28 protein-coding genes are annotated in these 26936 nt (G+C 63.6%); 16 read left to right on the top strand and 12 right to left on the bottom strand.

Annotated elements, in window-relative coordinates; translation table 11 throughout:
* Nucleotides 1–368: 368 nt before the first annotated feature.
* From EU811_RS21285 to EU811_RS21275, 3 genes are all read right to left on the bottom strand, one after another.
* Complete coding sequence (locus EU811_RS21285) at nt 369–1850, bottom strand: NAD-dependent succinate-semialdehyde dehydrogenase (protein ID WP_142940284.1); 1482 nt, start codon at nt 1848–1850, stop codon at nt 369–371.
* 191 nt (nt 1851–2041) lie between these two features.
* On the bottom strand, nt 2042–2902 hold the full coding sequence (locus EU811_RS21280) for an alpha/beta fold hydrolase (RefSeq protein WP_142940268.1): 861 nt from the start codon (nt 2900–2902) through the stop codon (nt 2042–2044).
* 18 nt (nt 2903–2920) lie between these two features.
* The gene (locus EU811_RS21275; protein ID WP_142940267.1) at nt 2921–3328 is read right to left on the bottom strand and encodes a hypothetical protein; all 408 of its coding nucleotides are present in this window, start codon (nt 3326–3328) and stop codon (nt 2921–2923) included.
* A 217-nt stretch (nt 3329–3545) separates the two neighbouring features.
* Between EU811_RS21275 and EU811_RS21270 the strand changes: the two genes are divergently transcribed.
* The gene (locus EU811_RS21270; RefSeq protein ID WP_142940266.1) at nt 3546–4508 is read left to right on the top strand and encodes a LysR family transcriptional regulator; all 963 of its coding nucleotides are present in this window, start codon (nt 3546–3548) and stop codon (nt 4506–4508) included.
* A 125-nt stretch (nt 4509–4633) separates the two neighbouring features.
* On the opposite strand, the gene EU811_RS21265 is transcribed toward EU811_RS21270, so the two are convergent.
* The gene (locus EU811_RS21265) at nt 4634–5215 is read right to left on the bottom strand and encodes a tyrosine-type recombinase/integrase (protein ID WP_238703503.1); all 582 of its coding nucleotides are present in this window, start codon (nt 5213–5215) and stop codon (nt 4634–4636) included.
* Here EU811_RS21265 and EU811_RS24405 point away from each other — a divergent pair.
* Nucleotides 5201–5488 (top strand): hypothetical protein, encoded by a 288-nt coding sequence (locus EU811_RS24405; RefSeq protein WP_238703502.1) that lies wholly within the window; start codon nt 5201–5203, stop codon nt 5486–5488. The two genes, EU811_RS21265 and EU811_RS24405, sit on opposite strands and share 15 nt — an antisense overlap.
* On the opposite strand, the gene EU811_RS24400 is transcribed toward EU811_RS24405, so the two are convergent.
* Nucleotides 5489–5719: a hypothetical protein gene (locus EU811_RS24400; protein ID WP_238703501.1), complete on the bottom strand. Its 231-nt coding sequence runs from the start codon at nt 5717–5719 to the stop codon at nt 5489–5491.
* A gap of 602 nt (nt 5720–6321) precedes the next feature.
* On the opposite strand from EU811_RS24400, the gene EU811_RS21255 reads away from it, so the two are divergent.
* The 4 genes from EU811_RS21255 (at nt 6322) to EU811_RS21240 (ending at nt 9373) form a co-directional block, all read left to right on the top strand.
* Nucleotides 6322–6663 carry a hypothetical protein gene (locus EU811_RS21255; protein ID WP_238703500.1) on the top strand — a complete coding sequence of 114 codons (342 nt, stop codon included), beginning with the start codon at nt 6322–6324 and terminating at the stop codon, nt 6661–6663.
* Between the two features lie 46 nt (nt 6664–6709).
* Nucleotides 6710–7141 carry a LapA family protein gene (locus tag EU811_RS21250; protein ID WP_142940265.1) on the top strand — a complete coding sequence of 144 codons (432 nt, stop codon included), beginning with the start codon at nt 6710–6712 and terminating at the stop codon, nt 7139–7141.
* A gap of 372 nt (nt 7142–7513) precedes the next feature.
* Nucleotides 7514–8185, top strand: a complete 672-nt coding sequence (locus EU811_RS21245) for a CoA transferase (RefSeq protein ID WP_342211725.1) — start codon at nt 7514–7516, stop codon at nt 8183–8185.
* A gap of 318 nt (nt 8186–8503) precedes the next feature.
* Complete coding sequence (locus EU811_RS21240) at nt 8504–9373, top strand: ornithine cyclodeaminase family protein (RefSeq protein ID WP_160147677.1); 870 nt, start codon at nt 8504–8506, stop codon at nt 9371–9373.
* A gap of 171 nt (nt 9374–9544) precedes the next feature.
* Here EU811_RS21240 and EU811_RS24670 read toward each other — a convergent pair whose 3' ends face one another.
* Nucleotides 9545–9676, bottom strand: coding sequence for a hypothetical protein (locus tag EU811_RS24670; protein ID WP_342211724.1), 132 nt, complete (start codon nt 9674–9676; stop codon nt 9545–9547).
* An 81-nt stretch (nt 9677–9757) separates the two neighbouring features.
* Between EU811_RS24670 and EU811_RS21230 the strand changes: the two genes are divergently transcribed.
* The 9 genes from EU811_RS21230 (at nt 9758) to EU811_RS23610 (ending at nt 18166) form a co-directional block, all read left to right on the top strand.
* The gene (locus EU811_RS21230) at nt 9758–10033 is read left to right on the top strand and encodes a type II toxin-antitoxin system Phd/YefM family antitoxin (RefSeq protein ID WP_142940262.1); all 276 of its coding nucleotides are present in this window, start codon (nt 9758–9760) and stop codon (nt 10031–10033) included.
* Complete coding sequence (locus EU811_RS21225; protein WP_142940261.1) at nt 10030–10323, top strand: type II toxin-antitoxin system RelE family toxin; 294 nt, start codon at nt 10030–10032, stop codon at nt 10321–10323. The genes EU811_RS21230 and EU811_RS21225 overlap by 4 nt, the downstream gene beginning before the upstream one ends.
* Before the next feature lie 313 nt (nt 10324–10636).
* A complete protein-coding gene (locus EU811_RS21220) occupies nt 10637–11614 on the top strand; it encodes an AraC family transcriptional regulator (protein WP_142940260.1) in 978 nt (325 codons plus the stop codon).
* Nucleotides 11615–11806: 192 nt separating this feature from the next.
* Complete coding sequence (locus tag EU811_RS21215; protein ID WP_142940259.1) at nt 11807–13669, top strand: FAD-dependent oxidoreductase; 1863 nt, start codon at nt 11807–11809, stop codon at nt 13667–13669.
* A 96-nt stretch (nt 13670–13765) separates the two neighbouring features.
* Complete coding sequence (catA, locus tag EU811_RS21210) at nt 13766–14614, top strand: catechol 1,2-dioxygenase (protein ID WP_142940258.1); 849 nt, start codon at nt 13766–13768, stop codon at nt 14612–14614.
* Between the two features lie 5 nt (nt 14615–14619).
* Nucleotides 14620–15198 carry a flavin reductase family protein gene (locus EU811_RS21205; protein ID WP_142940257.1) on the top strand — a complete coding sequence of 193 codons (579 nt, stop codon included), beginning with the start codon at nt 14620–14622 and terminating at the stop codon, nt 15196–15198.
* 30 nt (nt 15199–15228) lie between these two features.
* Entirely contained in the window at nt 15229–16827 is a 1599-nt protein-coding gene (locus tag EU811_RS21200) for a 4-hydroxyphenylacetate 3-hydroxylase family protein (protein WP_142940256.1), read from the top strand.
* Between the two features lie 122 nt (nt 16828–16949).
* Entirely contained in the window at nt 16950–18020 is a 1071-nt protein-coding gene (locus tag EU811_RS21195; RefSeq protein ID WP_142940255.1) for a maleylacetate reductase, read from the top strand.
* Nucleotides 18017–18166 carry a hypothetical protein gene (locus EU811_RS23610; protein WP_160147676.1) on the top strand — a complete coding sequence of 50 codons (150 nt, stop codon included), beginning with the start codon at nt 18017–18019 and terminating at the stop codon, nt 18164–18166. Before EU811_RS21195 ends, EU811_RS23610 begins: the two co-directional genes overlap by 4 nt.
* Nucleotides 18167–18788: 622 nt before the next feature.
* On the opposite strand, the gene EU811_RS21190 is transcribed toward EU811_RS23610, so the two are convergent.
* The 6 genes from EU811_RS21190 to EU811_RS21165 all read right to left on the bottom strand — a co-directional run bounded on the left by EU811_RS21190 (nt 18789) and on the right by EU811_RS21165 (nt 25874).
* Nucleotides 18789–19289 carry a MarR family winged helix-turn-helix transcriptional regulator gene (locus EU811_RS21190; RefSeq protein ID WP_142940254.1) on the bottom strand — a complete coding sequence of 167 codons (501 nt, stop codon included), beginning with the start codon at nt 19287–19289 and terminating at the stop codon, nt 18789–18791.
* Nucleotides 19286–20617, bottom strand: coding sequence for an MFS transporter (locus EU811_RS21185; protein ID WP_142940253.1), 1332 nt, complete (start codon nt 20615–20617; stop codon nt 19286–19288). The genes EU811_RS21190 and EU811_RS21185 overlap by 4 nt, the downstream gene beginning before the upstream one ends.
* Nucleotides 20617–21378: an SDR family oxidoreductase gene (locus EU811_RS21180; protein ID WP_142940252.1), complete on the bottom strand. Its 762-nt coding sequence runs from the start codon at nt 21376–21378 to the stop codon at nt 20617–20619. The genes EU811_RS21185 and EU811_RS21180 overlap by 1 nt, the downstream gene beginning before the upstream one ends.
* A gap of 208 nt (nt 21379–21586) precedes the next feature.
* Nucleotides 21587–22492, bottom strand: coding sequence for an amidohydrolase family protein (locus EU811_RS21175; RefSeq protein WP_446698073.1), 906 nt, complete (start codon nt 22490–22492; stop codon nt 21587–21589).
* A complete protein-coding gene (locus tag EU811_RS21170; protein ID WP_142940251.1) occupies nt 22489–24477 on the bottom strand; it encodes an acetoacetate--CoA ligase in 1989 nt (662 codons plus the stop codon). Before EU811_RS21170 ends, EU811_RS21175 begins: the two co-directional genes overlap by 4 nt.
* Before the next feature lie 44 nt (nt 24478–24521).
* Nucleotides 24522–25874: an MFS transporter gene (locus EU811_RS21165; protein ID WP_142940250.1), complete on the bottom strand. Its 1353-nt coding sequence runs from the start codon at nt 25872–25874 to the stop codon at nt 24522–24524.
* Between the two features lie 206 nt (nt 25875–26080).
* Here EU811_RS21165 and EU811_RS21160 point away from each other — a divergent pair, with 206 nt between their 5' ends.
* The gene (locus EU811_RS21160) at nt 26081–26860 is read left to right on the top strand and encodes an IclR family transcriptional regulator (RefSeq protein ID WP_142940249.1); all 780 of its coding nucleotides are present in this window, start codon (nt 26081–26083) and stop codon (nt 26858–26860) included.
* Nucleotides 26861–26936 lie beyond the last annotated feature (76 nt).

Here is a 26936-nt window from a genome sequence, read left to right as displayed (position 1 = left end):
AAACGAAATCTTCCTTCTCCCTCCCCTAGACAGGGGAAGCCACTCATTAACTGTCGTATTTGACGGTACGTTCGAGGGGTTGCCGGGGTGTGTGTTCGGCCGGTTCACGGTGGAATTCGCCATTTTTCATTCCTGCGTTGATTTTGGTGATGTCCTGCAGGATGATGATGTCTTCGAGCGGGTTGCCGTCGACCAGGATCAGATCGGCGTAGAAGCCGGGCAGGACCTTGCCGAGTTCGTTGGGCGTCAGTTCCGTTCAGTAGCCCTGCGCTCGACGTCCAGAACCGTGCTCACAACAAGGGGCCTCCCATGTTGCGAGGACGGGAGAGCCCTTGCGGCTGGGGTGTTGTAGGCTGGCTGCCCGGAGATTAGCCTGCGTAGGGGTCGGCGATGCCGATGTACTGGGTGTAGAGGTATTCCTCGATGCCCTCGAGGCCGCCTTCGCGTCCGAGGCCGGACTGCTTGATGCCGCCGAAGGGCGCCGCGGCGTTGGAGATGACGCCGGCGTTCAGGCCCAGCATGCCGGTCTCGAGCCGCTCGCCCATCCGGATGCCGCGGTTGAGGTCCCTGGTGAAGACGTAGGCCACCAGGCCGTATTCGGTGTTGTTCGCCAGCCGCACGGCCTCGTCCTCGGAGGCGAAGGTGATGATCGGGGCGACGGGGCCGAAAATCTCCTCGGACAGGATCCGGGTCCCCTCCGTGACGCCGGTGAGGATGGTGGGCTGGTAGAAGTACCCGGGGCCCTCGACGGCGGCGCCGCCGATCACCGCGACGGCACCGGCGGACACGGCGTCGGAGACGAGCTCGTGGACCTTGTCCCGGCTCTTGGCATCGATCAGCGGGCCCACCTTGGACCCCGGCTCGGTGCCGCGGGCGGTGGTCATCTCCGCCATCTTCGCGGCGAACTTCGCCGCGAACTCCTCGGCAACGGATTCATGCACGATGAACCGGTTGGCCGCGGTGCAGGCCTCGCCCATGTTCCGCAGCTTCGCGATCGTGGCCCCGGCGACGGCGGCGTCGACGTCGGCGTCCTCGAACACCACGAACGGGGCGTTGCCGCCGAGCTCCATCGAGGTCCGCAGCACCGTCCCGGAGGCGTCGGCGAGCAGGCGGCGGCCGACCTCGGTGGAGCCGGTGAAGGAGAGCTTGCGCAGCCGGGAGTCCTTGATCAGCGGGCCCGTGGTGGCGCCGGCGGTGGAGGTCGGGATCAGGTTCAGGACGCCGGCGGGCAGGCCGGCCTCCTGCATGACGGCGGCGAACAGCTGGGAGGTCAGCGGGGTCAGGTTCGCGGACTTGAGCACCATGGTGCAGCCGGCGGCCACGGCCGGGGCGACCTTGCGGGTGGCCATCGCGAGCGGGAAGTTCCACGGCGTGATCAGCAGGCAGGGGCCCACCGGCTTCTTGGTCACCAGCAGCCGGGACTTGCCGTCCGGGGAGACCGAGTAGCGGCCGAACGCGCGGACTGCTTCCTCGGAGAACCAGCGCAGGAACTCCGCACCATAGGTGACCTCGCCGCGGGCCTCGGCCAGCGGCTTGCCCATCTCCAGGGTCATCAGCAGGGCGAAGTCCTCGGCCCGCTCGGTGACCAGGTCGAAGGCGCGGCGCAGGATCTCCCCGCGTTCCCGCGGCGGGACCTTCGCCCAGGAATCCTGCGCGGCCGCGGCAGCGTCCAGGGCCGCCATGCCGTCCTCGGCACCTGCGTCAGCGATGCTCAGCAGCACCTTGCCCGTCGCAGGGTCCTCGACGTCGAACGTCTTACCGGACGCGGCCGGACGCCACTGCCCGTTGATCAGCAGGCCGGTCGGAACAGAGGCCAGCAGGGCGCTCTCATGCTGGGCAGTTATTGACATCGTTCGATCTCCAAGGGTTTTGAAGGAAGTCGTGCCGGCGCATGGCACGACTTTCAGCAGTTTTGATGCGGTCCGGGTGCCAGGAACAGGGCATGAGGACGTCAAATCTTCTGGTGTACTTTTCACCATCGAGGTGGTGGAGTCGGTGCCGACCCTCTTAGGTCGGCACCGACGCCTTAGGTGAGAATCGGCTAGGCTCGGACGCTGCTCTTGGTGCGGATCATGTCCAGAGCTTGTACGAGGTATCCCTTGAAAACCGGGTAGTTCTCGCTCATCGGGAAGTGTCCGATGGCTTTCATCTCGATGAACTCGGCATCCGGGATCTGGCTGGCGGTGCGGGCTCCGTCTTCAGGGGTGGTGAGGTAGTCGTACTCGCCGGTCATCAGGACCACCGCGCATTTGTCCGTCTGGATTTCGCCCAGCTTGCCGCGCAGATCGTGGTCCACGGAGTAGAAGTACAGGTCACCCTTGAACGCCTCGGAACCCTGTGTGTAGTAGAACCAGGTTTTCCAGCGGTCCGCCTCCGGTGATTGCGGGGCCATGAGGTCCCAGACGCCGCTGCCGCAGACCTGAGCGGCGTTGGCGTGGGGGTGCTGCCACCAGTCAAGGTAGAAGCCCGGTGAGTGGTCCGCCCCCTCAACGGGGATGACGGCGTCGAACCTCTCCGGGAAGCGGTGGGCGAGCTGCAGTGCCACGTTGCCGCCGAAGGAGGATCCCATGAAGATAGGGTCAACCAGTTCCAGCGCATCGACGAGGGCGACGATGAAGTTAGCGTAGTGGTCCGCGCTGAGCTGGTACTCTTCGGTCCACCACTGGGTGTTTTCCGGCGGGTCTGATTTGCCGTGACGGGGGAGGTCGTAGGCGATGACGCGGTAGTTGGCGGTGATCTCCGGGTCCTCCAACAGGCCTCGCCATTGGTGGTTGTGGGCTCCGGCGGTGTGCTGGCAGACCAGGGGCTGGCCCTGGCCGTTCTCCAAGTAGAAGACCTTGTATTCGAGGCCATCCACATCGACGGTGACGTAGTGCCCGGTGACGGGGGAAATTTTGCTCATGTCAGGAACTCCTATGGTCTAGACGGGTGCGCCGGTGGAGCGCAGCAGTTCGATCTGGCGGGTGATGCAGCGCAGGTTCTGCATCAGGACCAGGACGTCGCCCTCCAGCTTCATGTCGCGCTGGAAAGTGGCGGCCCAAATGCCGTGGTACATGGGAGCCGGGACGGGCTTGCCGAATTCACCCCAGGTGTGGGCGCTGGCCCGGATGGCGAACTGGTAGGGCACGTCGATGGGACCCGGGTCCACGGAAATCTGGGCGATGGTGCCGGAAACCACCCGGACAACAAAGGTGTGCGCCTCCATGTCCAGCAGGTAGGAGCAGGTGAAGTACTTTCCGTGGGCCTGGATTTCCGGGTCCTGGTTGTTGGCCTCGGTGAAGCTCTGAACCCAGGCTTCTACAGAAGGGGCACGTGTTGCGACCGTCATTTCGTTGTTCCTCTCATTGGACTCGCGGAGGGTCGGACTTCTCTGTCCGAGCCTCGAAGCGGGGTTCCTGGAGTGCCGTGGCGGCTGTCTCCGGTGGCAACCTTTCGCTGCTTCCATTGCAGCCCCCACGGCCCCGAACGGTCCAATACCGGCCCCCTATCCACCGATAGTCTCAAACTATTGGACCCCGGTTTGGGGCGGAGTTTACAGTTGAAAGATGCAGCAGCCACAGCTAGACCTGCGCGTCCTGCAGTACTTCGTCGCCGTTGCGGAAGAACTGCACTTCGGTCGAGCCGCCGCCCGGCTTCACATCGCGCAGCCGTCCCTCAGCGTCCAAATACGGAAGCTTGAACACTCGCTGGGAACCCCCCTGCTGATCCGGACCAGCCGCAGTGTAGTGCTGACAGGCGCCGGCGATGTCCTGCTGAGCGAAGCCAAGCGCCTCTTATCCGCCGCGCAACGCGCCGTTTCCTTGACCAGGGAGGCCGCCAGCGGTGTGCGGGGCACCCTGATTGTCGGTTTCCAGGCCAACGCTGCTGCTGAACTGACGCCGCGGATCCTCGCCGCGTTCAAGAACAACCATCCGGAAATCCACGTCCAGATGAGGTCTTTCGATTTCGCCGACCCCACCGCAGGGCTTGCCGACGGAAGCGCCGACGTGGCATTTGTGCGGCCGCCTCTGCCGGCGGCTGACTGGCTCGCCATGGAAACACTGTTCATCGAGCCGCGGGTCCTCGTGGTTGCCAGCAGTTCCCGCTTTGCCGGGCTGTCCGAGGTCTCGGTGGAACAGGTCGTTGATGAGCCCTTTGTCGCCCGCAAGGCTCCGGATAAGTGGAGGGATTTCTGGCTCGCGACCCAGGCCCGCGGCGGGCAGCCGGTCCGTCTGGGCACTCAGGTAGCCACCGTCGATGAATGTTTCGAAGCCATCATGGGCGAGCGAGGCATTGCGTTCACTCAGGCCTCCACGCAGCGTTTCTATGACCGTCCCGGGCTGTCTTTCATCCCGGTCAGAGACGTCCCGCCCTCTCCGCTGTCGATTGCATGGCGCACCGACGTCAATGACGAGCTGGCACGCGAGTTCGTGGAGACCGCCCGGACCCTTGCCTCCTTCGGAGGCGTCCCGAACCTCGTCGACCCCCGCCTGGATGCCTCGCTATCCTCTTCGCTCCAGTTCAACTAGCGCCACTGACGAATCGTGGGGGCCGTGAGCGCTGAGAAACTCTTCTCACCTATGAGTTAGACGCTCCTGAGAAAAGACCGGGAACGGGCCGTAACTTCTCCGGTTGCGGTATTTTGGGGGCCTTCTCAAGTGCGGATAGTGGGGAATCCGATGTTTGTCGGGTCTCGCCAAGTCAATTTTTGTGCGTCGGCCCGCTTGTCCTGGAGGAACCGGAGGGTGAGGTCGATGCCTTCGAGCTCGCCGAGCCAGCCCTTGGTTTCGGCGAGCTCGCGTCGGGCCAGGAGGTCGGTATTGATCTCGTCGAGACGGCCGATCATGCCAGGGTCCACCTGTAGCAGGGGGCAGCGGATGCAGGCATGTTCGTGCTCGCACGGGGTGGCGTAGGATCGCCCGCAGTTACCCAGTTCCACTTTGCGCTTGTCGAAATGTTCCTCGAATTCGGCCCATTCCTTGGCGGTCGGGGTCCGGTATTCCCGGGCGGCCCGGGCCGCCCGGCGCCCAGCGAGGTGGGTCTGGTAGTGGCGGATAACGTCTTCCTGGAACACAGTGACGTAGCCGTGGGTGGTCTGCACGTCCAGATGCCCGAGGAGTGCGGCGCCGATGTGGATCGGCAGGCCATGGTAGACGAGGTCGGTGGCGAACATGAGGCGGCGGAAGTCGTGCGGAGTGAACCGGCAGCCAGCCAGTTCAGGGTGCTCAACTGCCAAGCCATCGCTGAGCTTGGCCAGTTCTGCGCGCAGCGCCCCGGGAGTGATGACCTCGGTGCGCTGGCCGATCGTGCGCTGGAACAGGAACGGCTGAGGTTCGGTCGTGATCCGTTCGTATCAAAGCGCGTCGCCAACGGCACGCTGCGGCGGTTCCGGGTGAGGCGGCGGATAATCGTCGCGATGACATGGAACAAGTCGGCGGTCATTGGGATCACACGCTCACGGTCGGTCTTGGACGGGGCAACCACCAGCTGGCGCAGCATGATCGCCTAGCTAGGCAGCAGTTCCGGTGCCGCCCATGGCAGCCGTCATGAGGACCAGGGATGCCCCGCGAGCGGACGGCCCGACACTGCGGATCGGGCGCACCGGGTAGCGGCGCAGCTGCGCCGTCTTGGACAGATCGTCGGCCGCCGCAGCCAGCGGGCCGGGGGTCGATTCCGTCGCCGTTGACCAGGCCGCGAAAGCCCCGCTCGTCTCGCGTGCAACGGGGCGCCCAGGTTGCATAATCGTCGTCCATCGGGACGCTGCGCAGAGTCTCGCGCAGCCGGGCGACCTCGTCGCTGTACTGCTCCCACTGCTGCGGGGTCCGGTTCGTGCGCTTCCCGGCCCGCGTTCACGGGCCGGCGGCCGCGCGCGGCCGCGCCCCACTCGGCCACCGCCTCGCCGGCCAGCTCGGGGCTGTCCGCCCATGCTCCGCGCAGTCGCGGCAGGGTCAGGTCCTTGGCCAGGTGGCCCCCGCCGAACCAGACTGGGCGCACGCCCCTGGGCGGACGCTCGGCCACCGAATAGCCCGCCACCACGTCTTCCCGGCCGGCCGCATAGCGCGGCTTGATCATGGCCCCGGTGCGCCGGAAGCGGCGCACGAACTCGGCCTCGTCCTGCGTCGCCGTGGCGCACGCGCGGACCTTGCGGGCCAGTGACCGGCGCTGGGGTTCCTCCAAGCCTCGACGTTCTGCGGCCTCGCGTTCCCCGGGGCGCAGCAGCTCAGAAGCCTACCCCAGCAATATCCGCCCGAGTTTCGGCGAGTACTACGGCGACCCCCGTTGGCTGGACAGGTTGCGACCCATTCTTTCCACCGAACGACCCCGAACCGAGAGGCATGCCCCATGTCCCAGCCCGTATTCAACCAGCAGCCCCTTGCCTTGCAGCCTTACGCAGCCCAGGACCCTGACGACGGGCAGGAGGATGGGCCGTTTTTCTTCCCTGATTTGGAGGGGGCCGCATTCAGGTCCAGGGCGACGATGTTTGCCATCATCGGAATTTTCTTCTTTGGCGTGATCTTTGGGCCTCTGGCGATCAGGAATACCGGCAAGGCCGAGGCCCTGGGTGTGCGGGCTCCCTTCGGGCGGATCTGTGGCTGGATTGTTTTTATCGGCAATGGCCTGAACATTGCCCTCATGATTCTCGCGGCGGTGTTCGTCCTGTTGTCAGGCGGGCCCGACTCCTGAATCTCATTCCTGCACCTACTCAGCCGTTGACCACGAGAGGCCAACCATGTCCCTGACGGCAGACCAGCAAACCACGAGTTTGAGGATTCCAGACGATCAACGAACCAATGTAAATGCCCGGTACACCAATCGGGTCCTACGCAATGCTGCGATCTTTCAGGCGACGTTTGTGATTGCCGGGTTCAGTATCGGCACCGCCGTTCTCTATGCCTGGCTGAGTTGGCAAGGCGACGGTCCAGTAGGGGTGATCTCAATCCTCTGCTTCATTCTCGGTGCTGGGATGGGAGCTGCGGTGTTCTTCCCTTCCCACTTCCGGTACGCCAGGAAGAAGAGGGCCGAGTTCGTCGCTGCTGGAGGCGATCCCACTGGCATCACCCCGTTCATGTTCGGTGCCATGGGAGGGCGCAGACTGAAGAATGGTTCGTGGGAGTGGTACGCCGAGTCAGGTTCCGGCGGAGATGCTGGATGTGCCATCTGATGGCTCCACGGCAAGAGCTGGGGGGCTAATCGTCCGAACGAAGGTCGCTTCAGCGAAACTTCACCTGGAGGATCTTAGGCTCGCACTCCCACTGCTCTCCGCCGAGACCATGCTCAGGGAGATGGCGGGACGGGGTGTTGGACGTCGAACACCCCTCGGGCGGTGTATCGGTCGACCGATAGCTTCTTGGGCCTCGGTCTCGGCTCCGAGGTCGTTGGTGGTTTGGTCGGCCCGGGGCCCTGGCTTGGTGCGGGGCAATTCCGGCCAGTGTCAGGCGGCAGATGGTCGACCAACTTGCGGCGTCCGAGACGAAAAGGTGCGGGAATGTGTGCCGTCCCTCAAAACTAGGGAAGCCTATAAGCAACGGCACACCTGCGTGGGCTGAAGCGCGTTTTTCCCTCCAACGGCCCACAACAGCTCTCTTCCTTAGCGTTCCGTCTGCCTGACACCGCGCTGTTCGCCCAAATGAACGAATACACCCAGTGGATGATGAGGCGCTTCGAGATCAACTGGGAAAGGGACAACCTCGTCGGCTCATTCAAAACCTCCGACGGATGGGTCAACATCGTCGGCCTCTTCCGTCCGGACCCCCTCGAAGCAGTATGTGATGCTCTGGGCATCGATAACCTCACCACCCGACCCCAATTTGCCACCTCGGAACTCCAGATGGAAAACAGGGAAGCCCTGTGGTCGATTCTGGACCACGAACTGAGCAGGTTCACCACCGACGAAGCCGTCCAGAAACTCAGCGCCCGCAGCGTCCTCTGCGCACCGGTGCTGGACTACGACGAAGTACTGGCCCACCCCCAGGTCATAAACAACGACATCATCCGGACAGTGGACCACCCAACCGCCGGACCCATCAAAGTCATCGACAACCCGATCCGCCTGTCCGCCGCAGGCAGCAGGGAGTACTCCCCCGCACCACTGCTCGGACAACACTCGGAGGAAATCCTGGCCGAGCTCGGCTACTCATCCGCCGAGATCGATGAACTTCGCGTCGACGGCCTCATAAGCAGCCCCTCCCGACCCAGCTTCGCTTAAGGCAACAACGCCATGTCCCCGGCAAGAACTGCCCGGGCAGGGCTCCGCTAACGCCGACGCCGGTGGCAGATCCCACGAACGTCGGAGCATCTACAGGGAGCAGCAAATCGCTGTAAACCGGAAAGGCTTCGATGGCGGCGCACACGCCGTCATCGAAGCCTCCACAACGCCAGCCAGAGCTTGCGAACAAAAATAGAACCAGGAACGCCAATGAATCCCCAGTCTTCATCCTTTCCTGCTCCGGTTTTTATCAGCAGCTGTGACATCCAAAGGGCTGTCCCTTTCCCGGATGCCGTCAAATTGCTCGAGAGTTTCCTCTTGGCAGGCTTTGATCCTGAACGTGATGGCCTGCGTTCGACACTAAAGACCGGCCGGGGACTTTTCCTACAGATGCCCTCCACCTCGGGAAACTACACAGGAACGAAGCTGCTCACCATAAGCCCCGAAAATGCATCCTCCAACCTGCCCGTGATTCAAGGTCTCTACGCACTTTTCGGCGGCCCGGACCAGCGCCCGCTGGCGGTCCTTGATGGTACGGCACTGACAAATCTTCGCACTCCCGCCGTATCTGCCTTAGGCGCCTTACGACTGACCTCACCAGGGCCCAAGAATCTCCTGATTTTCGGTACCGGACCACAAGCCTGGGAACACGTCAAGGCCTTCAGCACCGTACTAACACTGAACCGTGTCGGCATCGTAGGGCGGAACCCAGGTGCTGCAAAGTCATTGTCTGCCCGCGCAGCCGGACTCGGGCTAAAGTCCAAGGTCTGCAGCACCGACGAGGTCGCGAATGCCGATCTGATCATCTGTTGCACCGGCTCAGCCGAGCCACTCTTTGACGGTTCACAGGTAAAAGACACCGCAGTCGTCATCGCCATAGGCTCACATGAACCGGCACGACGCGAACTCGATGACGCCCTCATGGCACACGCGAGCATCTGCGTCGAATCACTGCGCACTTCACAGCTCGAAGCAGGCGACATCATCCAGGCGATGGAGTCTGGCGCGATCGAAGGCCCGGATTGCCTCATCACACTGGCGGACATCGTGTCCGGCCATAAGCGCATCCAACATGGGCGACCCGCCGTGCTAAAGACCACCGGCATGCCCTGGCAAGATCTAGCCATCGCCACCGCTGCCTACGAGGCAATCGCCTCGAAAGTCGGCGACTCTGTCTTGGTTTCATGACAGTTCATGAATGCGCCCCGTACGGGGTGGCGCACGACATTCCCAGGTCTTTGGCTACTCGCGTGGCCTGTTCTCCGCTGTCTGTTGCCATCGGCGGCCCAGGTCCTTGCCGGCGGCACGCTGTTTCCTCAGGTTGTCGTTGATCCGTTCCTGCTTGATCGCCAGCTCCATCTACGCCAACGCGGCCATGGCGGTGAACACTATGCTGCCCATCGGAGTGCCGGTGTCGACGTTGCCGCCTTCGAGGTTCAAGACACCGAGATTGACGCCCCGCCTGCGCAGCTCGTCGGAGAAGCCGATCATACAACGGGGACATGACAGAATATCCATTATCGGCTAAAAGTCGGGCTACGCATTAGCCGTAGTTTTGGCTAGAATCAGACCATGAGAACCGTACCGCTCAGCGAAGCCAAGGACAAGCTTTCCGCCTTGGTGGAGGAAGCCGACAAGACACACGAGATCATCCAGATCACCCGGCACGGTCATCCGTCAGCCGTGCTGATGTCGGCCGCCGACCTGGAATCCCTGCAGGAAACAATCCATTGGCTTTCGCAGCCAGGTATTCGTGAAGACCTGGACCAGGCCAGGCGCGACATCGCCGAAGGCAACACGACCAGCGGTGCTGACCTCCGCCGCGAATTCGGACTGCCGCCGCGGTGACCGGCACAGAATCCGACGACACGGCTGCATGGAAGGTCGAAGGCACGAGTCTGGCCCTGAAGGGTTTCCGCCGGCTGCCGGAGAAGGCGGCAGCAGCGATCGTCGAATTCGTCACCGGCGTCCTGGCCGACAACCCTTATCGGCTGAGCAGACCGCTGACGAACGAACTGCTCGGCCTGCGCACCGCACGTCGCGGCGACTACAGGGTCCTGTTCACCCTCGACACCGAAGCGCACATCCTGTACGTCCACCGCATCGAACACCGGTCCGACGTCTACAAGCCCCGCTAACCAGCCGGAATCAGGCAAGATGCCGCCGGCGCCCCCTCCCCCAGCTCAGCCTGACGAAAGGCCCGGCTATCGGCAATTAAGTAGGACGAGTTCAAACAGATGAGAGAACCGTCCATATGCGCTTTGCCATGTTTCGCAGGTCAGGCTTAGCTTTGGGATGGCACATGCGAAACGAGTGTTACTGCGGCTCGTGCGGCGTAATTTCTCATTGGCCGGCAGGGTTTTTCCAAGTTTGTGGCAACGGCGTTTTGGGAGTTCTTCCTGCGCGGGCGAGCAGGGGACGACGGCTAGGACAGACTAGAATTGACGGATTATGGCCAGTCAGCAGAATGATCTGCCCGCCCAGCCTCGCGCCTTTCGGTTCACCACGCAGGGCATCGCGCCCGTCAACCGTGTCCAGCTGTGGGAGGGCCATAACGCCAAGGCCTTGATTTCGCTCGATATCCGAACCCTCGACGAGTCCCCGCTGCAGGCGGCTGAAGTGAATCTCCAGTTCCCGTCCCTGCGTCTTGCCCACGTGCACGGTACTGCCCAGATTGTGGAGCGTTCGGAATCGTTCATCCGGCAGAACCCCACCGATATGGTGGCGATTTTCTTCGCCCTGGCAGGCGATGCGTTCTTTTACCACCGCGGCGGCCACGAGTCCCTCAAACCGGGCCAAGCCATCATGTACGACGCAGACCTGCCGTTCATGCGCGGCTTCGCGGAAGGGCTTCAGGAACTTGTCCTCACCGTTCCCCGGTCGCTATTCCTGGAGCTGTCCGGGGGGACTGCCCTCAACCGCCCAGTGCGGTTCGATTTCGGACCGGGCGCGGGCCCTTATGGGCAGGAGCTCGCCCGGCGGATCCGGGCAGCGCTGGCGGCCGAGCAGACGACGGACGACGCCGAGGACACCGTCCTTGAACTATTCCGCTCGATCGCTTCAGGCGGCAGCGCCGGCAGTGACGCCGGTTATCTGGCAGCCGCCAAAGGATACATAGAACGGCATCACAACGATCCGGAACTTTCGACGGCGGAGGTGGCTGCCGCCGTTGGCATCAGTGAGCGGCAGCTAGGGCGGGCCTTCGCGGCTGCGGGCCTCACGCCGGGACGATATGTCCTGGGGCTGCGGCTGGACCGCGGCCAGGAGCTTCTGGCTTCGCCGACTGCGGACGGCTTGAGCATTGGCGAGATCGCCGCGAGGGTCGGTTTTCTGTCGCAGAACTACTTCGCACGTGCCTATAAAGAGCGATTCAACGCCACGCCACTACAGACGCGCAAGGCAGCCAGGGCAGGCATACCGCTGGAGTAGCCCGGAAGCTGGAACGAGAGCGTTTTAGTACTGCGCCGACGCTTTTTAGCACCCGCCGGACGCATCAGCGCCGACCAAGCCCACGGGCGATAGTGATCTGCAACACTTCTTGGGAAGGCGCGGTCCGGCTGCATCACCACCGCAAAGCCCGGCGCCGGCCAAAGTGTCCAACCACAACCAATGGAGGTTGTCATGCCAGTTTTCAATGACGGAATCACCGCCACTGCCCGCCCGGAAGGTACCGGCATCGTCACTACCGACGTGCTGATTGTGGGCTCGGGCCCCGCCGGCAGCTCAGCATCCCTGTTCCTTTCCAACCAGGGCATCGCGAACATCATGATCACCAAGTACCGCTGGACTGCGAACACGCCGCGTGCCCACATCACCAACCAGCGCACCATGGAAGTGCTGCGCGACGCCGGCATCGAAGACCAGGTCCTGGCCGAGGCAACACCGCACGAACTCATGGGTGACACGGTCTATTGTGAATCCCTCGCCGGCGAGGAGATTGGCCGCCGCCCTACCTGGGGCACGCGTCCCGATCGGCGGGCCGACTACGAACTCGCGTCGCCTTCCATGCCGTGCGATATTCCGCAGACACTGCTGGAACCGATCATGGTCAAGAACGCGGCGATGCGCGGCACACAGGTCCAGTTTTCCACTGAATACCTGTCCCACACTCAGGATGCCGACGGCGTCAGCGTGCAGGTGCTGAACCGTCTCACCGGACACGAATACACGATCCGGGCGAAGTACCTCATTGGCGCAGATGGTGCGCGCTCCAAGGTGGCCGCCGACATCGAGCTTCCCATGGAGGGGCTGATGGACATCGGTGGTTCCATGAACATCACGTTCAAGGCGGACCTGACCCACCTCGTGCAGCACCGCCCGTCAGTCCTGTACTGGGTGTTCAACCCGGGCTCGAACATCGGCGGCCTCGGCGCCGGCCTGATCCGCATGGTCCGCCCCTGGAACGAGTGGCTGATCTGCTGGGGCTTCGACATCAACGGCGAGCCGCCGGTCCTGGACAAGGACGAAGCAATCCGCATCATCCGAAACCTGGTGGGCGTCGCTGACCTTGACGTCGAAATCCTGGGCTACTCACTGTGGGGCAACAACGAACAATGGGCCGCCCACCTGCAGAAGGGCCGCGTCTTCTGCGCTGGAGACGCCATCCACAAGCACCCGCCGAGCCACGGACTCGGCTCCAACACCTCCATCCAGGATTCCTACAACCTGGCCTGGAAGCTCGCCGCCGTCATCAAGGGCCAGGCCGGTCCCGAACTGCTGGAAACCTACTCCACCGAACGCGCCCCCGTGGCTAAGCAGATCGTAAACCGGGCCAACCAGTCCAGCCGCGATTACAAGCCGATCTTTGACGCCCTCGGGGTCACGGACGCCACCACGGATCAGGAATTCACCGAAAAACTCCAGCTGCGCAAGGAAAACTCGCCCGAGGGTGCCGCACGCCGCACGGCACTGCGAGCTGCCCTCGACGCGAAAGACTACGAGTTCAACGCACAGGGCACGGAGATCGGCCAGTTCTATGAGTCAACGGCTGTAGTCACCGACGGCGGGGAGCGGCCGGCGCTGACAGAGGACGAGCTGTTGCATCACCAGAAATCCACATTCCCTGGCCTCCGGCTGCCACACGCCTGGCTGGGAAACACAAAGTCCAAGTACTCGACCCACGACATTGCCAAGGGCACCGGTTTCACCATTTTCACCGGGATCACCGGTGAAGCATGGGCAGAAGCAGCAGTCAGAGTTGCCGATCGCTTGGGCGTCGAGCTCAAGGCAGTGGTGATCGGTGAAGGCCGGGAGGTCCAGGACCTATACGGAGATTGGCTCCGCCAGCGCGAAATAGAAGAGGACGGCGTCATCCTGGTCCGCCCGGACAAACACATCGGCTGGCGCGCCCACGCCATGGTTCAAGATCCGGAAGCGGCGCTCTCTGCCGTGCTCTCCGAAATCCTGAGCACTGATAAGAACGATTCCGGCCACTTCGCAGAGGAAGCCGAAGCCGTTCTCGCCCCCGCCGGTCTGGGCCGCTGACGACCGACTGCCCAACTGGTGCGAGGCACAAAGTGAAACCGAGAATCACGAAGTCCGCGCACGCACAGCACGAAGCCCAAAGACAAAGGAGTCATCATGACAGTAGAAACCCAGGCAACCGCCGCCGCTTCAGGTGCAGGGGCCACTGCCAGGTTCCGCGAGAACAAGCACTTCGCCGCGGCCACCAGCCAGGAACGCGTCAGCAGGATTGCCGGCCGCGTTATCAAAGCCATCAACGACACAGTGTTGGAAGAAGAGGTCAGCTACGACGAATACAACGCCCTGAAGGCCTGGCTCATTAAGGTCGGCGAAGACGGCGAGTGGCCGCTGTTCCTTGACGTCTGGGTTGAGCACTCAGTCGAGGAGGTAGCCAATGCGAGCCGACACGGTTCCAAGGGAACCATCGAAGGACCGTACTACCTTCCGGACTCGCCCGAGCAGCACTCCCCGGCGACACTGCAGATGCGCGACGACGAGCCCGGCACCCCGCTCCTCTTCCAGGGGCAAGTTACCGATGTTGCCGGCCAGGCCCTTCCCGGCGCCAAGATCGAAATCTGGCATGCAGACGATCTCGGCTTCTACTCGCAGTTCGCGCCCGGCCTGCCGGAATGGAACCTCCGCGGCACTGTGGTGGCGGACCAGGACGGCAACTTCCAGATCAACACCATGCAGCCCGCGCCGTACCAGATCCCCACGGACGGTGCCTGCGGACAGCTCATCGCCGCCGCCGGCTGGCACGCGTGGCGCCCGGCACACCTGCACCTCAAAGTCTCGGCGCCGGGGCATCAGCTCATCACCACCCAGCTGTACTTCGAAGGTGACGAACACGTGGCGGACGACATCGCCTCGGCCGTGAAGCCCGAACTGGTGCTGGCCCCGACCAGCCGCGCCGACGGCGCCGGGCGCGAAGTCACCTACAACTTCGTCCTGGACCCGGAGGAGTGAGAAAAATGACTCAGGAAGCAGTCGCCGCCCCCGTCGACCCGCGTCAGCTGCGGAACGCCTTCGGACAGTTCGCCACCGGCGTCACCGTTGTAACCTGCCGGTCTGACGACGGCGTCCCGCACGGCGCCACGGTCAACGCCTTCACCGCCGTGTCCCTGGACCCGCCGCTGGCGCAGGTGACGCTCACCCGCACCTCGCGGGCCGCGCAGTACCTTGATGGGGCCCCCTTCGCCATCAACATCCTGTCCCAGGACCAGTTGGACGTTGCCTGGCACTTCGCCGGCAAACCGCTGTCCTACGAGCCGGCCTGGACCCTCGACGGAAACGTTCCGGTCCTGCTGGAAAACAAGGCAACTTTGGAATGCACGCCCTGGGCGATCTACGACGGCGGCGACCACATCATCGTCATCGGCGAAGTCCAAAAACTCGAGGTGACAGACCGCGAACCGCTGCTGTTCTTTGGCGGGAAATTCCGCGAAATCGGGCCCCTGACCGGCTCGAGCCACTGGCACCACAGCGGTGACTCACTGGAATCCGGCTGGTTCTCCGGAGCGGATTCCTTCAAAGCCTTCAAAAGCATCTAAACCCCACAATTCTTACCGAAAGGAATCATCATGACCGAGATCCTGGATGACACAGCACCCACCACCGCTCCCACGATGGACGAAAGGACCACACCCGCCAACCGAAAGATGCCGATGACGGGGGACGAGTACATCAACTCGCTCAAAGACGACCGGGAGGTGTGGATCTACGGGGAACGTGTCAAGGACGTCACCACCCACCCGGCATTCCGGAACTCGATCCGGATGGCCGCCAGGCTTTACGACGGGATGCACAAGCCCGAACTGCAGGACAAGCTGATGGTCCCCACCGACACGGGCTCCGGCGGCAAGACGATGTCCTTCTTCCGTACACCGCACAGCGTGGAGGACCTGAAGCAGGACCGCGTCGCGATTGAGACCTGGGCGCGGATGAGCTACGGCTGGCTGGGCCGCTCACCCGACTACAAGGCCGCGTTCCTGGGCACCCTCGGCGGCATGCCCGACTTCTACGAGCCGTTCCAGGAGAACGCCAAGCGCTGGTACAAGGAATCCCAGGAGAAGGTCCTGTACTGGAACCACGCGATCATCAACCCGCCGGTGGACCGCCACCTCCCGCCGGACCAGGTCGGCGACGTGTTCATGAAGGTCGAGAAGGAAACCGACTCCGGTCTGATCGTCTCCGGCGCGAAAGTTGTGGCTACCGGTTCGGCGATCACGAACTACAACTTCATCGCCCACTACGGCCTGCCGATCAAGCGCAAGGAATTCGCCCTCATCTGCACGGTGCCGATGGACGCGCCCGGGGTGAAGCTGATCAGCCGGGCCTCCTACGCCCACCAGGCGGCGGTGATGGGGACCCCGTTCGATTACCCGCTCTCGAGCCGGATGGACGAGAACGACTCCGTGTTCGTCTTCGACAAGGTCCTGATCCCGTGGGAGAACGTCTTCGCCTACGGCGACGTGGAGAAGATCAACAACTTCTTCCCGCAGACCGGCTTCATCAACCGCTTCACCTTCCAGGGCGTGATCCGCCTCGCCACCAAGTTGGACTTCATCGCCGGGCTGCTGATGAAGGCCCTGGAAGTCGCCGGGACGCAGGACTTCCGCGGCGTCCAGACCCGCGTGGGGGAGGTCCTGGGCTGGCGGAACATGTTCAACGCGCTAATCGACGGCATGACCCTGAATCCCGACGCCGGCCCGAACGGCACCGTGCTGCCCAAGCTCGACTACGGCCTGTCCTACCGGATGTTCATGTCCATCGGGTACCCGCGGATCAAGGAAATCATCGAACAGGACGTCGCGTCCGGCCTGATCTACTTGAACTCCTCGGCCCTGGACTTCAAAACACCGGAAATCCGGCCGTACCTTGACAAATACGTCCGCGGCTCCGACGGCGTTGAAGCCGTGGACCGGGTGAAGCTGATGAAGCTGCTCTGGGACTCGATCGGCACCGAGTTCGGCGGCCGGCATGAACTCTACGAGCGGAACTACTCCGGCAACCACGAGAACGTGAAGGCCGAGATCCTCTTCGCCGCGCAGGCCCAAGGCACCACAGACTCCATGAAGGGCTTCGCGGACCTGTGCATGTCCGAATACGACCTGGACGGCTGGACCGTACCTGACCTCATCAACAACGACGACGTCAGCCTCTTCTTGAAGCGTCACTAGTCCCGAGCCGCGAAAAGGTTGCAGGTACGGCACGGCCTTCCGGGCCGTACCTGCAGCTCACTCGTCAGCGAACCCAAAAATCATCCAGTCCATGACACAACACCGGCACCCCTGGAGGGGCTATGACGTTGCAGTTCGAGCATGTAGCTCCCCGTCAGCGGGTGCTCTTCGGCAACGGCAACGCAACCGCGGACCTTGCCGCCGAAGCTGCACGGCTCAAAGCCAGAAATGCAATGGTGATTTCCAGCCGCAGGAACAGCGCCATGGCAGAAACCATCACTGACGGCATCAAGGTCGCCTTGCGCTATCACGAGGTCATCGAGCATGTTCCGGCCACGGTGGCGGATGCGGCCCGCACGGCAGCGGCTGACCACAACGCCGACCTCCTGGTCGCCGTCGGCGGGGGTTCCGCCATCGGCCTGGCGAAGGCAATCGCCCTAACAACCGGGCTTCCCATCATCGCGGTACCCACCGGTTACGCCGGTTCCGAAGCCACCAACGTCTGGGGCATCACGGACGGGTCCTCGGGTAAGACGCAGAAAACCACGGGCGTGGACGAGCGTGTCCTGCCGGTGTCGGTGATTTACGACGTCGGCCTGACGCTTTCGCTGCCCGTGCCACTGTCGGTGGCCTCCGGCTTAAATGCGCTGGCGCACTGTATCGATTCCCTGTGGGCGCCCCGCGCCCATCCCGTGAACACGGCACTGGCCACTGAAGCCATCCGTCTGATTGCCGCGGGACTGCCATTCGTGAAGGCTCACCCCTTCGATGTCGCAGGCCGGGAACAGGTGCTAAGTGGCGCGTACCTCGCGGCAACTGCGTTCGCGTCTGCCGGGGCAGGGATGCACCACAAGATCTGTCACGTCCTAGGTGGTCGTTACAACCTTCCGCACGCCCAAACGCATGCCGTGATGCTTCCCCAAGTCACCGCGTTCAACGTGGCCGCAGCACCGGCAGTGGAAGCACGCATCGCCGCCGCACTGGGCAGCGCCGACGCCCTCGCCGGCCTGGCCAGCCTGTACAAGACACTTGACGCCCCACGCAGCCTCGCCCGACTCGGATTCAGCGAAGAGCAAATACCCGAAGCCGCGAAACTCATAATGCCCCACGTTCCGCCGTCGAATCCCCGCAGCACCGTCGCTGCGGACCTGGAACGGCTGCTGAACTCCGCTTGGAAGGGAAAGACCCCATGATTTTTCTGGCACATCAACTGGGACTGCTGTTCCACATCTCCCGCAAGCAGGACCTGGCCCTGTGGGAGGCCGAGCTGGCGGCCCCCACCGTCACATTGACCTCGTCCGCCTGGGTGGGCTGGCATGAAGTGGACCCCGTGGACTGACGAGCAGAATTCATCGGCGCAGCCCGGTGGCTGGTTGGTTTCTCTGATGACCTCCCGGGGGCCGCCAGTGGCGGTGGCGGAGACAACATGGTAGTCGGGCAGGTTGAAGAGGATGGTGGCAGCGTCGGCTTCGACCCCGTTAGGCTGCTCGCGGCGCGGCGCCGTGGGGACCGAAAATGACCGGACTGCTTTGACTTCTGGTTCCGCGGCGGTCCGAGCGCATGGCGGGATTGCCTGTCGTGGATGAAGCCGATGTGCCAATGGTGCCGAGTTTGGCCCGCTGCTAAGCGTGGCTCGGAGGACCTTCACGGGAACCGTGGACTGTTGCTGAGAGCACGAGTGTTAGATTCCAGATCTATCTTCCTGTTCTCCCCATGACGGGCGCCTTCTCCCCATGACGGGCGCCTCTACCAACATCAGAGAGAATTTGGGAGGAACATGGACATCATCCACGGACCGGGCGATCGGCATCGATAGCTCTGAACGCGACGCTTGTTGATCCCGTCAAAGCCAAGAACCGCACACTCCACCAGCTCGAACAGCTCGGATATGCGGTGACCGTCACCAGCTCCAGCCTGACGACCACATTTACGTGTTAGACACACTCATCCCAGCATCGTTGCTACGAGTCCGTGGCTTCCAAGTGGAGGAGCAAACTGCGGAGGACCTTTGCCAGCTCTTCCCGTTCCGGTCGAGAGAAGAAAGCGGTGACGCTCTCCTCGTAGTCTGAGACGGACCGGAGGACGGGAAGGATCAGGTCCCTGCCCGTGCTGGTCATCCGGATGAAAGCACCGCGCCCGTCCTGGGGGTTGCTCTCCCTGGTGACCAGTCCGGAGTCGACAAGTTTGTTGATCCGCTTGGTGGTTCCGGCGGCCGACGTGATCAGGTCGCTGGACAGTTCCGACGGCGTCATGGGCCGTCCGGTCCTGGTCAAAAGCGCCAGGATATCGAATTCGGCGCGGGTTATGCCGCATTCTGCAAGCACGCGGTCACTTTGGAGCTGGATAAGGTGGGCAAGTCGTCGGATCCGCCCGACGATCGCCGCCGGAGCACTGCTGATGTCCGGATCGATGCGCCGCCACTGGTCCTGGACGGTATCGATATAGTCGCCGGTCGGTGTCATTGCTTCCCCGTCGCCATGGCGGTGCCGAATTTGTCTTCGAGGAAACGGTCGCGGGGGGTCATCATCCAGCCGCCAGCCAGCATGAGCACGCCGGTGAGGGCGAAGACGATCAGCCCGGCGGTCCACCCGCCGGTCGCCGAGAACATAGCACCGCCCAGCAGTGGTCCGAGGGTGCCGAAGAGGTAGCCGACGCCCATGGCGAATCCTGCGAGGGCCGCTGAGCCGGCGGCTGTGCGGGTGCGGCGGTTGAACATAGTGATGGCCAGCGGGAAGGCGCCGCCGCCCAAGCCCATGATCAGGGCCCAGAGCAGGGGCGTGCCGGGTGCAAAGATCAGGCCGAGGTAGCCAATGGGCGCAACGAGGCTGAGAACTGCCGCCAGCGGGAAAACGCGCTTGAGCCTGGTCGCCAGGATCGGCACGACGAAGGCCATCGGCAGGGTCATAAAGGTGAAGATGGAGAACGCGGCACCGGCGGCGTTCAGGTCCAGGCCGCCGTCCTTGAGAATGGTAGGGAGCCAGGCCAGCATCCCGTAGGTGTTCAGCGAGGCCATGGCGTAGAACAACGCGGTGCCCACAGCGATGCGGCTTGTGACCAGCTGGGCCAGGCCCAGCCGCGGACCGGATGCCGCGGTGCGTGCGGGAGTCCCCGCCGTGCCTGCGGCGGTGGCGGTCCTGCGCAGCCGGACCAGCTGGATGATCCAAGGCAGAGCGGCGGCAAGAGAGAGAACAGACCAGGCCGCAATTGATACCCGCCAGCCGGCCGCATTGTTCAACGGCACGGCGGTCATGGCGGGCAGGGTTGCACCGGCCTGCATCAGCAGCGCGAAGACGGTGAGCATGACCGCCTGGCGGTCCGGGAAGTATTTCTTGACCAGGGGCGCGCCCACGACGTTGCCGAAGCCCATGCCGAACAGGGCCACAACGCTGAGCACAAAGAACAGCGGGACGTTGTCGGTCAGGGCACGGCCGAAGGTGCCGGCGGCTGCCAGCAGCATGGCCAGGGCTGCCGTCAGCTCCGGTCCGCGGAAGCGGATCAGCACGGGGGCTAGGAAACCGGCGACGCCGAAGCTCAGCGTGGGCAACATCCCCAGCAGGCTGGCGCCCGTGACACCGAGGGCGAGCTCGTCACGCAGGACAGGCAGCAGGGGCGAGAGTCCGGTGACTGCGTGGCGCAGGGTGATGCCAAGCAGGACGATGCCGATGATGAGGAGGATCCGTCCGCGCCACAGGGTGGCGGGGCGGCCGGCGGCTGGCCGGTCCGCTGCCAGTGTCCCTGCAGTGGGCAAGCCCGTGGCGGGGGCCTGCGCTGCAATGTATCGAGTGCTCATTAGACGGCGGCTTTGGAGTCTGCGTCGATGGGGAACATCTGGCCTGAGATGGTGCGGGCGTGCGGGCCGGCGAGGAACAGGATCAGGGCGGCGATGTCGTCCGGGTTGATGAACTTCTTCACGGACTGGTTGGCCATCGCGGAGTCGATTTCTTCCTGGACGGTGCGGCCGGAGACGGAGGCGCGGCCTTCGAAGACGCTCATGATGCGGGGGCCGTCCACGGCGCCCGGGTGAATGGTGTTCGAGGTGATGCCGAACGGGCCCAGCTCCATGGCCAGGGTTTTGGCGAAACCGACCAGGCCCCACTTCGTGGTGGAGTACGCAACGCGGTTGGGGTAGCCGAAGCGGCCGGCCAGGGAGGACATGGTCACGATGGACGCGGCGTCGGATTCCTTCAGGAACGGGATGGCCTGCTGGGTGACGTTGAAGGTGCCCTGCAGGTTCACGCCCACGACGGCGGCGAACGCGGCAGGGGCGTAGTCCTCCACGGGGGCGGTGGGGCCGGCGATGCCGGCGTTGTTGACCAGCACGTCCAGTCCGCCGAGTTCGGCCTTGACGTCTTCGAACAGGGCGGTGACGGCATCGGGGTTGCTGACATCGGTGACCGACCCCGTGATGTTCTCGAATTCGCCGGTGACAGCGCTGACGGCGTCGGCGTTGATGTCGGCGATATGAACCCGGGCGCCGGCGGCAGCGAAGGCCTTGGCGGTGGCCAGGCCGATTCCATTGGCTCCGGCGGTGATAAGTACGCGTTGTGACATAACAGTTTCCTTAGTCGATGCGCCGGGGGCAGCGACGTGGGCTGTCGGGGGCGGCGATTCCTTGTACATGCATAAGGATACAACTATTTCGCCGGTGAACTATATGAGCTGAGTCACCGGGTGCCCAACGCCAGAAAGACCAAGGCACCCCACCGGCGTGAGCGGCGGGGTGCCCTGGTCTTTGTCGGCGTGCAGTGAAGGGCTGTACCTATCCGTCTGATCCGACCTCAAGTCCGAGCAGTCGGATCGCATTTTCGCGCATGATGAGTGGGCGGACCTCGGGCTTGATGGCCAGTTTCTCAAAGTCGGCGATCCAGCGGTCCGGCGGAATCATCGGGTAGTCAGAGCCGAACAGGACCTTGGTCCGCAGGAGTGAGTTCGCATACTGCACCAACTGCGGCGGGAAGTACTTCGGGGACCAGCCGGAGAGGTCGATGTAGACGTTGGTGTGCCGCGCCGCGACGGCCAGGGCCTCGTCCTGCCAGGGGAACGAGGGGTGGGCCATGATGATCTTCAAGTCCGGGAAGTCCACGGCGACGTCATCGAGGACGATCGGGTTGGAGTATTTCAGCCGGATCCCGCCAGAGCCCGGCATGCCCGAACCGATTCCGCTCTGCCCCGTATGGAAAAGCGCGGGAACCCCCAGTTCCTGAATTGCCTCATACAGGGGGTAGGCCATGGGATCGTTTGGGAAGAATCCCTGCAAATTTGGGTGGAACTTGAAGCCCTTGACACCAAATTCCTCCACCAGGATCTTCGCTTCCCGCACGCCCTCCCCGCCGCGGGCAGGGTTGATGCTGGCAAAGGGAATAAGTACATCCGAATGCTCTGCGGCCTGGCGGGCAATTTCACGGTTGGAGATAGGCGGATGCCCGGTCTGGGATTCATGGTCCACGGTGAACACGACGGCGGCCATGTTGCGTTCACGGTAGTGCGCGGCCACGCTTTGGACGCTTAGCGGTTCGTGGGAGGTTCCGAAGTGCTTGCGGGCGGCTTCTCGGAAGTCCTCGGGCATGTCGGTGTGGCCGTGGCCGTCGGCTTCGATATGGACGTGCATGTCGATGGCGACGAGGTCGGAAATATTCATCGGATTTACGTTTCTGGTAGTAGTCACGCGGCGAACGCCTTCTTAATGAGCCGCACCGTCTCGCCAACATCGTCTGGCTTCACGAGCACGCCCGGGTCCAAAGCGTCCCCCATCACGGCACCCTGGATAACACGCTTCAGCGGGATTTCGAGCCGCTTGCCCGATGGGTTGCGGGGAATACTGGGGACGAAAACGATGTCATCGGGGACGTGGCGGGGCGACAGTTCCGTGCGGAGCGCCCGGCGGACAGCCGCTTCCAGCTGTGTGGTATCGGCGCCCTCCTGGGCTTCGATAAGCAGGGCCAGGCGGCCCATGCCGCCCGCCGGGTCCTCAAAGTGGAGCACCATGCTGTCGTTGACCTGCGGCAGACCGTCGAGCACGGCGTAGAACTCGGCCGTGCCCAGGCGGACGCCGCCGCGGTTCAGCGTGGCGTCCGAACGCCCGGAAATCACCCAGGTCTTGCGCTCCGTCTCGATCAGCCAGTCGCCGTGCCGCCACACGCCGGGGTACGCGCCAAAGTAGCTGTTGATGTAACGCTCGTTGTCCTTGTCCCCCCAGAAGAAAACCGGCATGGAGGGCATGGGCTGGGTAGCCACCAACTCCCCCGCGGCGCCGTGCAGGGGGCGCCCCTCCGGATCCCAGGACTCCACGGCGACGCCCAGCGGCCGGCAGGACATTTCGCCCGCATAGACGCCGGTCAGTGGGCTGGCGCCCAGGAATGCGGCACAGATATCAGTGCCCCCTGAGGTGGGGGCAAGCACCAGGTTCGGGCTGACGGCGTCGTACACCCAGCCCGCGACGTCCGCAGCGAGCGGCGAGCCGGAGCACTGAATCTCGCGGAGGCGGCTGAGGTCCCAGGTCTTGCCGGGCGTGAGTCCGGCGTGGGCGCAGGCCGCGAGGTAGGCGGATCCCGTGCCCAGGTACGTGGCTTCGGTTTCGGCCAGCACCGCCCACTGGGACCATTCGCCGTCGAGCGCTGGCCAGTTGGGGTCCCCGTCCATGAGGACCACAGCGGCGCCGGTCAGCAGGGTGGAAATCCCCAGGGTCCAAACCATCCAGCCAGTGGTGGTGAACCAGAACGCGGTGTCCTTCGGGCCCATGTCAAAGTGCAGACCCATGGCCTTGAAGTGCTCAAGCAGCAGGCCGCCGTGCGAGTGCACGATCGCCTTGGGCTTGCCCGTGGTTCCGGACGAGAAAAGGACGGTTAAGGGGTGGGAAAACGGGACGGCCTCAAAGCGGATGTCGGCGTTCTCACATGTGAAGTCGGCGTAGGCAATGGTGTTAGCCGGCAGTGCGCAGTCCTTGTCGAGGTACGGCAGCAGCACCACCTGGGTGTCCGGCAGCTCCATCCGGATCCGCACCAGGTCGTCGGCCCGGGACAGGTCCTTCTTGCCCCAGCGGTAGCCGTCGATGGCGATGATCAGTTTCGGTTCCAGCTGCGCGATCCGGTCCACCACAGATTTGGGGCCCATTTCCGGCGGGACGGAGCACCAGATGGCGCCAAGGGCCGTGGTGGCCAGGTAGGCCGCCAGCGTCTGCGGAATGTTGGGAAGATAGCCCGCCACCCGGTCCCCTGCCACGATGCCCTGCCGGATCAGGCCCTGCTGGATGCGTCCGATCTCCTCCAGGAGCCGGCCGCCGGTCCAGTCGGAACTGCCGGCGGTCTGGCTGCGGGATTTAACCATGTTGTCGTGCTGGCGGCCACGGAGTGCACGGACGATGTGTTCGGTGTAGTTGATGGTGGCGCCTGGGAACCACTCCGCCCCCGGCATCTTCCGGTCGCCCAGGACGGCTTTGTAAGGGGTGTGGGAGATGATCTCGAAGTGGTCCCAAACTTCTGCCCAGAATTCTTCGAGGTTGTCCACGGACCACTGCCAAGCGTCCTCATAGGAGGCGAACGTCCTGCCGGTCTTCTGCTCGACGTCGGCCAGGAAGCGCCCCATCCGGGAGCCGGACCATTCTTCACGTTGTGGGGCGGCACGCAGCAGGGTGCCGGTTTCAACTGAACGCATGCGTTTTTCCTTCTATGTCTTGACGTCGAGCGTGCGGGATCCGCTTAGGCGGCGGGGGTGGAGGGGGCCAGGGCCGTGTCTGCTTCGGCAGGCGGCTGGGTCCGCTTCAGCGATACACCGAGCGAGACAATGCACAGGGCGGAGGCCGCCAGCGGGATGGCGAAGAGGAAGAAGATCCGCTCCGGCTGCCAGCCGCCGGAAATCAGGTAGCCCACCAGGATGGGGGCCACGATGGACACCAGGCGTCCCAGGCCGATCATCCAGCCGATACCGGTGGCCCGCGCCCGAGCGGTGTAGATGTCAGGTGCCACTGCATAGAAGCCGGCGATCCCGGCAGTGGTGAGGATACCGAGGAACAGTGCAACGACGACGGCGACGCTGACCTGGGTGAAAACCACGCCGAAGAGCAGGTAGGTGACGGCGGCCAGGCCAAGTGCCCAAACGAGCAGGGGGCGGCTGCGGTATTTGATGGCGAGGCCGCTGAAGATGAAGCAGCCCAGGATGCCGCCGGCGTTGGCGATCACACCGATCGTCACGCCGAGGGAATCATCACCGGAGGCGCCGGCCACAATCTTGGGCGTCCACGTGTTGGCGAAGTAGTACGCCGCCACCAGGCAGGCGTAACCGATCCAGAGGGCCAGCGTGCGGAAACGCGTGGGACGGCTCAGGATCTCAGCCACCGCGCCCTGCTGGCGCACAGCTGCCGGGAGCGCGGGCAGGTCAGCCAGCGCCGGGCGGCCAATCTTGGCCAGGATGCCGTTGATCCTGGGCAGGGCATTCGCCGGGCGGCGGGTGAGGAGGTAGTCCAGGGATTCGGGCAGGAAACGCCAGGAGATGAGGAGCATCAGGACCGTCAGTGCCGCACCAACAATGAAGACGGAGTGCCAGCCGAACGCGGGAATCATGGGGCCGGCCACCAGGCCGCCGACCGTGGCACCAAGCGGGTAGCCGGCGGCATAGATGCCGATGATGGTGCCGCGGCGCTTGTCCGACGAGTACTCAGAGACGAGGACGTTCAGGTTGGCCATCATTCCGCCGACACCGAGACCGGTGATGATCCGGAATGCCATCAGCTGGACAGCATCGGCGGCGAAGACGGAGAGGACCATGCCGATGCTGATGATGACCAGCGAGATCAGGGCCAGCTTCCGGCGGCCGATCTTGTCCGCAAGCGGAGTCAGGAAGATCGAACCCGCAGCCATCCCGAACAGGCTGGCGCTGAGCAGGAAGCCGAGCGTGACGGGGTCGATCCCCCACACCCTGGAGAGGCTGGGGGCCGCATATGCCATGACGGCCACGTCGAATCCGTCAATGAGGATCAGTGTCAGTGCGATCACTACGGCCATTACCTGGAATCGGGTCATCCGCGACTGGCGGATCTCGGTCAAGACGTCCATGTCTTCTTTCTTGCTGCCTAAAGATGTGGGAAAGGTATGCAGTGAGCCTAATCACACGACATTCATGCGTCCACAGAAACGTTATAGATTCTGCCTAGCGAAATAGCCTCCGGGCGCCGGATTTACGTGACATGGCGGTGTATTGGTAGCGGTGCGTAAGGGTCTGGGGGCTGGTCAGGTGCCATGGTGCATGTCAGTATTCTGCTATGCAAAATATTGAAACCCCGTCCAGGCTCGAATCCGTTGACCGGGCGCTCCAGTTGCTGATCATTCTGCGCGGCGGGGAATCCATCAGCGTCAAAGCTGCCGGGGAGCGGCTGGACGTGGCTCCGTCCACGGCACACCGGCTCCTTGGCGCACTGGTGGCCAGGGACTTTGCCGTCCAGGACCGGGAAAGGCGGTACCGTGCCGGTCCGCAGCTGACCCCGCATGGGGAAGCCAACTTCTCGGTGAACCAACTGCGGCAGGTTGGCCGCCCGGCCCTGCAGAAGCTCTATGGGAACATCAATGACACGGTCCAGCTCATGATCCTGACGGGGCCGAACATCCGCTTCATTGACGGCATCGAGTCCGAAGCCGCGCTTCACGTCAAAGCCAGGATGGGCGACCTGATGCCGGCATACTGCTCCGCAGGCGGCAAGGCGATCCTCGCCGAACTTGGCAACATTGAGCTCGAAAAGATCTACCGCGGCGGCCTGACACCGTGGCCCACGGCCCGCATCCACGCCATGCCTGCGCTCAAGCGGCAGCTCGCGACAGTCCGCAAGGCAGGCTACGCAACGAATTTCGAGGAAACGGAGCAGGGAGTCAGCGGCCTCGGCGTCTGCATCAGGGACCCCGCAGGAAAGCCCATCGCCGCCTACACCACGGCCATCCCCACCGCACGGTTCCAGAAATCGATGGTTGCCGACCACGTGAAAGCACTCCAGGAGGCCGCCTCGATGACGGAAAAGGGTTTGCTGGCAGGAGCGGCCGTGGCGCAATAAATTGTGCAGAGCGGAATCTGTTCAGATTTCGTTGCGCATACCGGGATGCCGTTCCTACGCTGTGAATAAGTGGCAC

Origin of the sequence: Arthrobacter sp. TS-15, from assembly GCF_006964045.1 — a bacterium.
In the GTDB taxonomy this organism is placed as follows: domain Bacteria; phylum Actinomycetota; class Actinomycetes; order Actinomycetales; family Micrococcaceae; genus Arthrobacter.
The sequence above is the reverse complement of the archived record's forward strand: the minus strand, read 5'-3'. Positions and strand labels throughout refer to the sequence as shown.